This window comes from Ruegeria sp. AD11(2025) (genome assembly GCF_056542405.1).
This window is the reverse complement of sequence record NZ_JBQFZU010000064.1, coordinates 1-6,145: the sequence shown is the minus strand read 5'-3', so window position 1 is coordinate 6,145 and position 6,145 is coordinate 1. Positions and strand designations below refer to the sequence as shown.

General features: G+C 55.2%; 9 protein-coding genes and 1 pseudogene. All 10 read right to left on the bottom strand.

The window, feature by feature from the left end; all coding sequences use genetic code 11:
* Nucleotides 1–60 precede the first annotated feature (60 nt).
* A complete protein-coding gene (locus tag ACR1XY_RS23925) occupies nucleotides 61–591 on the bottom strand; it encodes a hypothetical protein (protein WP_480597226.1) in 531 nt (176 codons plus the stop codon).
* Nucleotides 592–655: 64 nt separating this feature from the next.
* Nucleotides 656–1,288: a hypothetical protein gene (locus tag ACR1XY_RS23920; protein ID WP_480597224.1), complete on the bottom strand. Its 633-nt coding sequence runs from the start codon at nucleotides 1,286–1,288 to the stop codon at nucleotides 656–658.
* Entirely contained in the window at nucleotides 1,285–1,581 is a 297-nt protein-coding gene (locus ACR1XY_RS23915; RefSeq protein ID WP_008757532.1) for a 50S ribosomal protein L23, read from the bottom strand. Before ACR1XY_RS23915 ends, ACR1XY_RS23920 begins: the two co-directional genes overlap by 4 nt.
* The gene (gene rplD, locus ACR1XY_RS23910) at nucleotides 1,578–2,195 is read right to left on the bottom strand and encodes a 50S ribosomal protein L4 (RefSeq protein WP_298853836.1); all 618 of its coding nucleotides are present in this window, start codon (nucleotides 2,193–2,195) and stop codon (nucleotides 1,578–1,580) included. Before rplD ends, ACR1XY_RS23915 begins: the two co-directional genes overlap by 4 nt.
* Nucleotides 2,192–2,917, bottom strand: a complete 726-nt coding sequence (gene rplC / locus ACR1XY_RS23905) for a 50S ribosomal protein L3 (protein ID WP_480597222.1) — start codon at nucleotides 2,915–2,917, stop codon at nucleotides 2,192–2,194. Before rplC ends, rplD begins: the two co-directional genes overlap by 4 nt.
* Before the next feature lie 18 nt (nucleotides 2,918–2,935).
* Entirely contained in the window at nucleotides 2,936–3,250 is a 315-nt protein-coding gene (rpsJ, locus tag ACR1XY_RS23900) for a 30S ribosomal protein S10 (protein WP_008756422.1), read from the bottom strand.
* 166 nt (nucleotides 3,251–3,416) lie between these two features.
* Complete coding sequence (locus ACR1XY_RS23895; protein WP_480597220.1) at nucleotides 3,417–4,274, bottom strand: hypothetical protein; 858 nt, start codon at nucleotides 4,272–4,274, stop codon at nucleotides 3,417–3,419.
* A gap of 209 nt (nucleotides 4,275–4,483) precedes the next feature.
* Nucleotides 4,484–4,627 (bottom strand): annotated as a pseudogene (locus tag ACR1XY_RS23890) (EF-Tu C-terminal domain-related protein); the annotation flags it as partial.
* Between the two features lies 1 nt (nucleotide 4,628).
* Nucleotides 4,629–5,873, bottom strand: a complete 1,245-nt coding sequence (locus tag ACR1XY_RS23885; protein WP_480597218.1) for a cation:proton antiporter domain-containing protein — start codon at nucleotides 5,871–5,873, stop codon at nucleotides 4,629–4,631.
* A gap of 187 nt (nucleotides 5,874–6,060) precedes the next feature.
* Nucleotides 6,061–6,145: EF-Tu C-terminal domain-related protein (locus tag ACR1XY_RS23880; protein WP_199709399.1), on the bottom strand; the 85-nt coding region annotated here is incomplete at its 5' end.

Sequence of the window (6,145 nt, the reverse complement as noted above, 5' to 3'; positions counted from 1 at the left end):
CGACCCGCTACGACAGGTGCCCGAAGGTCTTCCTGTCAGCCATCGCCCTCGCAGCACTCGTCATCTATTGGCTATGAGTCCTGACCCTAGCGCGTTTTGGTCACGCAAACCGCTTGCCCAAAACGCAAGCTCATCTCGATAACACCCTTGCAAGTCCACAGACACCCGCATCAAGCTCCACGTGCCGTTCCCATAGAATCGAAATAGATCAGGTTTTACTCGCCCATCGGCAATCCCCATTTGCTTCGACTCGATAACGTCACAAAGCAACTTTGAATGACTAGATTCGAGAGCAAAATTCGCAGAAAGCACCTGATACCCCTTGCTGCATTTCAGCAAAACCATGGGTATCGCACGGAGCGCTGCGACGTGGGATGCCTCTTCTTGGTAGTTTCTTTCGCAAACCCAACCTTCGGCGACAGGAATCCTTGCAAGCAGGTCTTCTTCCAGAACTGATGCGAGTTCGGCAACCTCATTTGCTGCGGCTGAAACTTCGTTTCTAGAGGCGACCGCTATTTGGTCTTCTTGAGCGAGAAGACTGGTGGTCAATCCAACAAACAATATCGGCCAAATCGAAAATAAGAACCTCAAAACAACTCTCCGAACTATGTCTCGAACCCCAATAAATACAAGTTCCTAATCCTAAACCAAGCGCTCACCCCAAAGACCGCCTGCGGCACAGCGGCTCGGACTCCACCGCAATCCTCTGCTTGAGCTTGATATGCCCCAGCACCTCGCGAAAGGCGCCGTGTTTGGGTTTGCCTTCCAGATAATCCGCCAGTTTGAGCAGGTTGATCGGGTGTTTCGCAATCAACCCCTCGATCCGTTGCAAGGCCTCGTCCAGATCATAGTGATCCACGTACTGACAGGCCACCTGCGTGGGCGTTAGCAGGCAGTAGTCCTGCGGGCGTTTCTCGGTATAGCGCGCGATATCGAAGGGCGACGCGCCGAGGGCGTGGAACTTGGGTATGTGCACGCGCATATCGGCCTCGGCGTGCTCCAACACCGTGCCGGAGGTCTGACGAAACCCAAGCGGGGCGAGCTTGCTGACCACATGCTTGCGCATCGCCGGAGACACCATGTCCACATCCGCTCGGTCGTATTTCAGATCATCGAACACCGACAGCAGCCCCAGCTTCTCATCAGCGATCTGAAAATATGGTTCGGCGCTGAAACCTCGCATTTGCTCCAGCACCTGCTTGCGCACAGTTTCAGGGTCTGAAACGAAATCGGCCCCGGCGGGTTGAACCGCCGAGGCCGTGAATAGTCGCAGTAAGCGTCGGATCAAAGACCGGTGCTCACATCGATGGTGTTACCCTCTTCCAGGGTCACATATGCTTTTTTGACGTCTTTCCGACGGCCCAGCTGGCCGCGGAACCGCTTGACCTTGCCTTTGGTCACGGTGGTGTTCACAGCTTTGACCTTCACACCAAACAGCGCCTCAACGGCCTCTTTGATCTGCGGCTTGTTGCTGTCGATCGCCACTTCAAAGACAACCGCGCCATTTTCGGACGCCATGGTCGACTTTTCGGTGATGATCGGCTTGCGGATCACGTCGTAGTGTTCTGCCTTCGCGCTCATTTCAGACGAGCCTCCAGTGCTTCGACAGCCGCTTTGGTGAGCACCAGGGTGTCACGCTTGAGGATGTCATAAACGTTTGCGCCCATCGACGGCAGGATATCCAGACCTTCGATGTTCTTGGACGCTTTCAGGAACCCTTCGTTCACGGTCGCGCCGTCGATGACCAGAGCGCGTTTCCAGCCCAGGTTTGCAACCTGTTTGGCCAGAGCGGCGGTCTTGCCTTCGGCTTCGGCGTTCTCGATCACAACCAGTTCACCTGCTTTGGCTTTGGCCGACAGAGCGTGGCGCAGGCCAAGCTTGCGGAACTTTTTCGGCAGGTCATGACCATGCGAACGCACCACGGGGCCTTTGTAGATACCACCACCACGGAAGATCGGCGCATTACGGTCACCGTGACGAGCGCCACCGGTGCCCTTCTGGCGGTAGATCTTCTTGGTCGAGTAGCTGGTCTCGCGACGGGTCTTGACCTTGTGGGTGCCGGCCTGCGCGTTGTTGCGCTGCCAACGGACCACACGGTGCAGGATGTCCGCGCGCGGCTCGAGGCCGAACAGATCGGCGTTCAGCTCGATGTCGCCGGCTTTGCCACCGTCCAGTTTGATTACATCAAGTTTCATGCTTCACCACCTTTCGCGGGTGCTTCTTCCGCAGGTGCTTCGGTTGCAGCCGATTTCACAGCAGCCGGGAAAGGCAGGCCTTCCGGTGCTTTCTTCTTGACGGCGTCCTTGACAGTGACCCAACCTGATTTCGGTCCGGGAACGGCGCCTTTGATGAAGACCAGACCACGGTCGGCGTCGGTTTTGACGACTTCCAGGTTCTGGGTGGTAACACGGGCAGCACCCATGTGACCGGCCATCTTCTTGCCTTTGAACACCTTGCCCGGATCCTGACACTGACCGGTCGAACCGTGCGAACGGTGGCTGATCGAAACACCGTGCGAGGCGCGCAGACCACCGAAGTTGTGACGCTTCATTGCACCGGCAAAGCCTTTACCGATCGAGGTACCCGAAACGTCAACTTTCTGACCTTCCAGGAAGTGTTCTGCCGAAATCTCGGCGCCCACATCGATCAGGCCATCTTCAGAGACGCGGAACTCGGCCAGCTTACGCTTGGGCTCGACCTTGGCAGCGGCGTAGTGACCGCGCATGGCCTTCGAGGTGCGTTTTGCCTTGGCAGCACCGGCGCCCAGCTGAACGGCGGTGTAGCCGTCTTTGTCAGCGGTACGCTGTGCAACAACCTGCAGGTTGTCCAGGTGAAGAACGGTCACAGGGATCTGCTTGCCGTCTTCCATGAACAGGCGGGTCATGCCAACTTTTTTTGCGATAATACCAGAGCGCATAAATAATACCCTCCGATCTTACGACTGCAGCTTGATCTCGACGTCCACACCAGCAGCGAGGTCGAGCTTCATCAGCGCGTCAACGGTCTGGGGGGTCGGATCAACGATGTCGAGCAGACGCTTGTGCGTACGGATCTCGAACTGGTCGCGGGATTTCTTGTCAACGTGAGGGCCACGGAGAACCGTGAACTTCTCAATCTTGTTCGGCAGCGGGATCGGGCCGCGCACGTTCGCGCCGGTCCGCTTGGCAGTGTTGACAATCTCTTGCGTGCTGGCATCCAGAACGCGATAGTCAAATGCCTTCAGCCGAATACGGATATTTTGGCTTTGCATATTAACAGCCTTTTATCAGGCGTTGAGGTTGAGAGGAGGACAAGCGCGCATCGCCAACCCTCATCGAACCCAAAAGGCGGGAATCACCCCGCCTTGATGTTCTTACTGAGAACTCGCGCGTAGTAGTGGGGTTGGTGGGGTTTGGCAAGGGGTATTGTTGACAGTTTCAGTAGCCGTATAAATCCAGCCATTTAGGAAACTGATCCATAGTTCCAGAGGAGAACTTGTTGATGAGGAGCACAACTTCTTCCGGTGGAACATCGCAACTGGCCCCAGGGTCGCGCGAGATTGTGCCATCTTCAACTGCTGAAATCGCCGCTCGAATATGCAGTTTCCAATCCTTCATTTCTGCGCATGGAAGAGAAAGGCTAATACTCATTCTCCAGTCCAACTTCTTAATTTGCAGTGTACATTGATCTGGAGCGGCTCCGGGCTTCTTGCCGATCCATTCAGTATAGAAGAGTGCCACCGGTCGGCCATCCAGTTCGGCAAATGCATCCGGTGCTTGAGTGTGCTTCAATTCGTATGGGGGCGGCAAAAAGTCATTGGCCAAGGGAGCTGGCGGCACCTCACCAAAATATCCGAAACTCAATTCTTCTGCAGGACTTAACCCAATTCCCGCACATTCATGTGTTTCCTCCGGCCAGCCTACATCGCAAGGAACGAGCGGGTCCAAAGGAAGTTGGAACTTCTGACCGAAGCTGTGCCCCAGAAAGGACGGTTGGTTGGGCAGAGCAAGGCTCCCGGAAAAGAACGGAACTTTTTGTGTCGTGCACACTTCAGAGAAATGCGCGCCGGGGAAACGCACTATGTTTCCACAAATCCAACCAAAGCTCTCATTTGCATTTGGGCAACGCTTCCTTCGATCAATGTATCGCTGCACGCGAGGATCGATTTCGCGTTGCGCCTTTTGTTTCCGCATCGCCGCAATCTCTTCGCTCTCTTTGGCACCTCTTTCGCCATGGACCAAAACAGCGATGAGAGTGATCAAAGCTAAACTCAAGATTATGAATTTCTGTTTCATTCAACGGACTCTGACGACGCAAAATGAGCGTCACAACTAATAGGTGAATATTGATAAGTATCAGCAGCTTAAAATAGCCCGCGCCGAATTTCCAATCATATAATTGACCGCAAAAAAGCCGCCCCATGTGGGACGGCCTTCCTTAGTTCAACCGAGTGGGCTCTCATTGCTCCTTCGGAGCAACTGCCGCCCACCGCTTTCCAAAATTGTTCGATAATTTTGGAAACAACGCCGGCGCCGACGGTGCGGCCGCCTTCGCGGATGGCGAAGCGCAGGCCCTGCTCCATCGCGATCGGTGCGATCAGCTCAACGCCGAACGACACGTTGTCGCCGGGCATGACCATCTCGTTGCCATTAGTTCTCTGATGGCCGGACTGGCGCATACCGCGGTGCAATAACCTTGTCGTAAAACACAAAAAACAGCGGCGTCAACACCATCGACAAGGCAACAACAATAATCAAAGTGTTCGCCAGATCAGAGCTCATCACATGTGTTGCGACCGAGAAGGATAACAGCACAAACCCGAACTCTCCGGCCTGCGCCATCCCCAGAGCAAACAGCCAGTTATTCGCACCGGTGACACCAAACAGCCGCCCAATAACCAACAAAACCGCAGCTTTGATAATCATCACGCCAAGGGTCAGCGAGAGAATCAAACCCACATGTTTCAACATCAAGCCAAAGTTTACCGAGGCACCGACACTTACAAAAAACAATCCCAGAAATAGCCCTTTGAATGGGGTGATTTCCTTTTCCAGGGCATGCCTATACTCGCTGTTGGCCAACACGACACCGGCGATGAACGCCCCCAGCGCAGGGGTCAGACCAACGACCATCATCAGAACGGCGACACCGACGACAATGGTTAGGGCCATTGCCGTCAAAAGCTCGGGCAGATTGGCGGATTCGACATACCGGAACACAGGCCCGGTCAGATAAGACCCGCCAACAATGACCAGTATGATCGAACCAAGCGTGACAGTCGCCCGCAGCCACTCGGGCAAGTCCTGAACAAGATTCAGTGAAAGCCCGGTGCTTGTCGTGGGGCCGTGGCTGACCGAACTAGCCCCCATCGCGGCAAGGTCCGGCACCGCCAACAACGGCAGCAAGGCCAGAATTGGGATCACGGCAATATCCTGCATCAGTAGAACCAAGAAACTTGACTGCCCTCCGCTGCCCATCAGCAGACCCTTTTCATGCAGTGATTGCAGCACGATGGCCGTAGAGGACAATGAAAAAATCAACCCAATGGTCAGGGCCGCCTGCCACGGTTGACCAAGCGCCATAGCCAAGCCCATGATTGCAAGCGACGTGCAACCCAGTTGCAAGCCACCTAGCCCCAAAAGCCTTTTGCGCAAATCCCAAAGCTTTTTTGGCGCCAGCTCCAGACCAATCAAGAACAGCATCATGACGACGCCAAACTCGGCAAACTGCTCAAGGCTCCCGACATCGACACTTAGAATTGACAAGGCGGGGCCAAGGAGCATTCCCGCAATCAGGAAACCCAGCACGGAACCTAGGCCAAGCCAGACGGCGACGGGGACAATGGCAATGCCCGAGCCCAGAAGAATAAAAGACAGAAAAAGATAATTTTCCATAGAAGTTCAAATATTGCTTGTAGGGCCATCTTACACAAGCAGCACCGTTTTGGCGCACCTTGGAACCGGTGCTCTCAACCAAAAAAAGCCGCCCCCTTGGGGCGGCCTTCTTTTTCGTCACCGCGTTGCGCTTGGCAGATTTTCCGTTGGAAAATCGCCTGCCGCAGCCAGGCGCGGCTTGCGCGTCTTACTCGATGATTTTCGACACGACGCCGGCGCCGACGGTGCGGCCGCCTTCGCGGATGGCGAAACGCAGGCCGTCTTCCATCGCG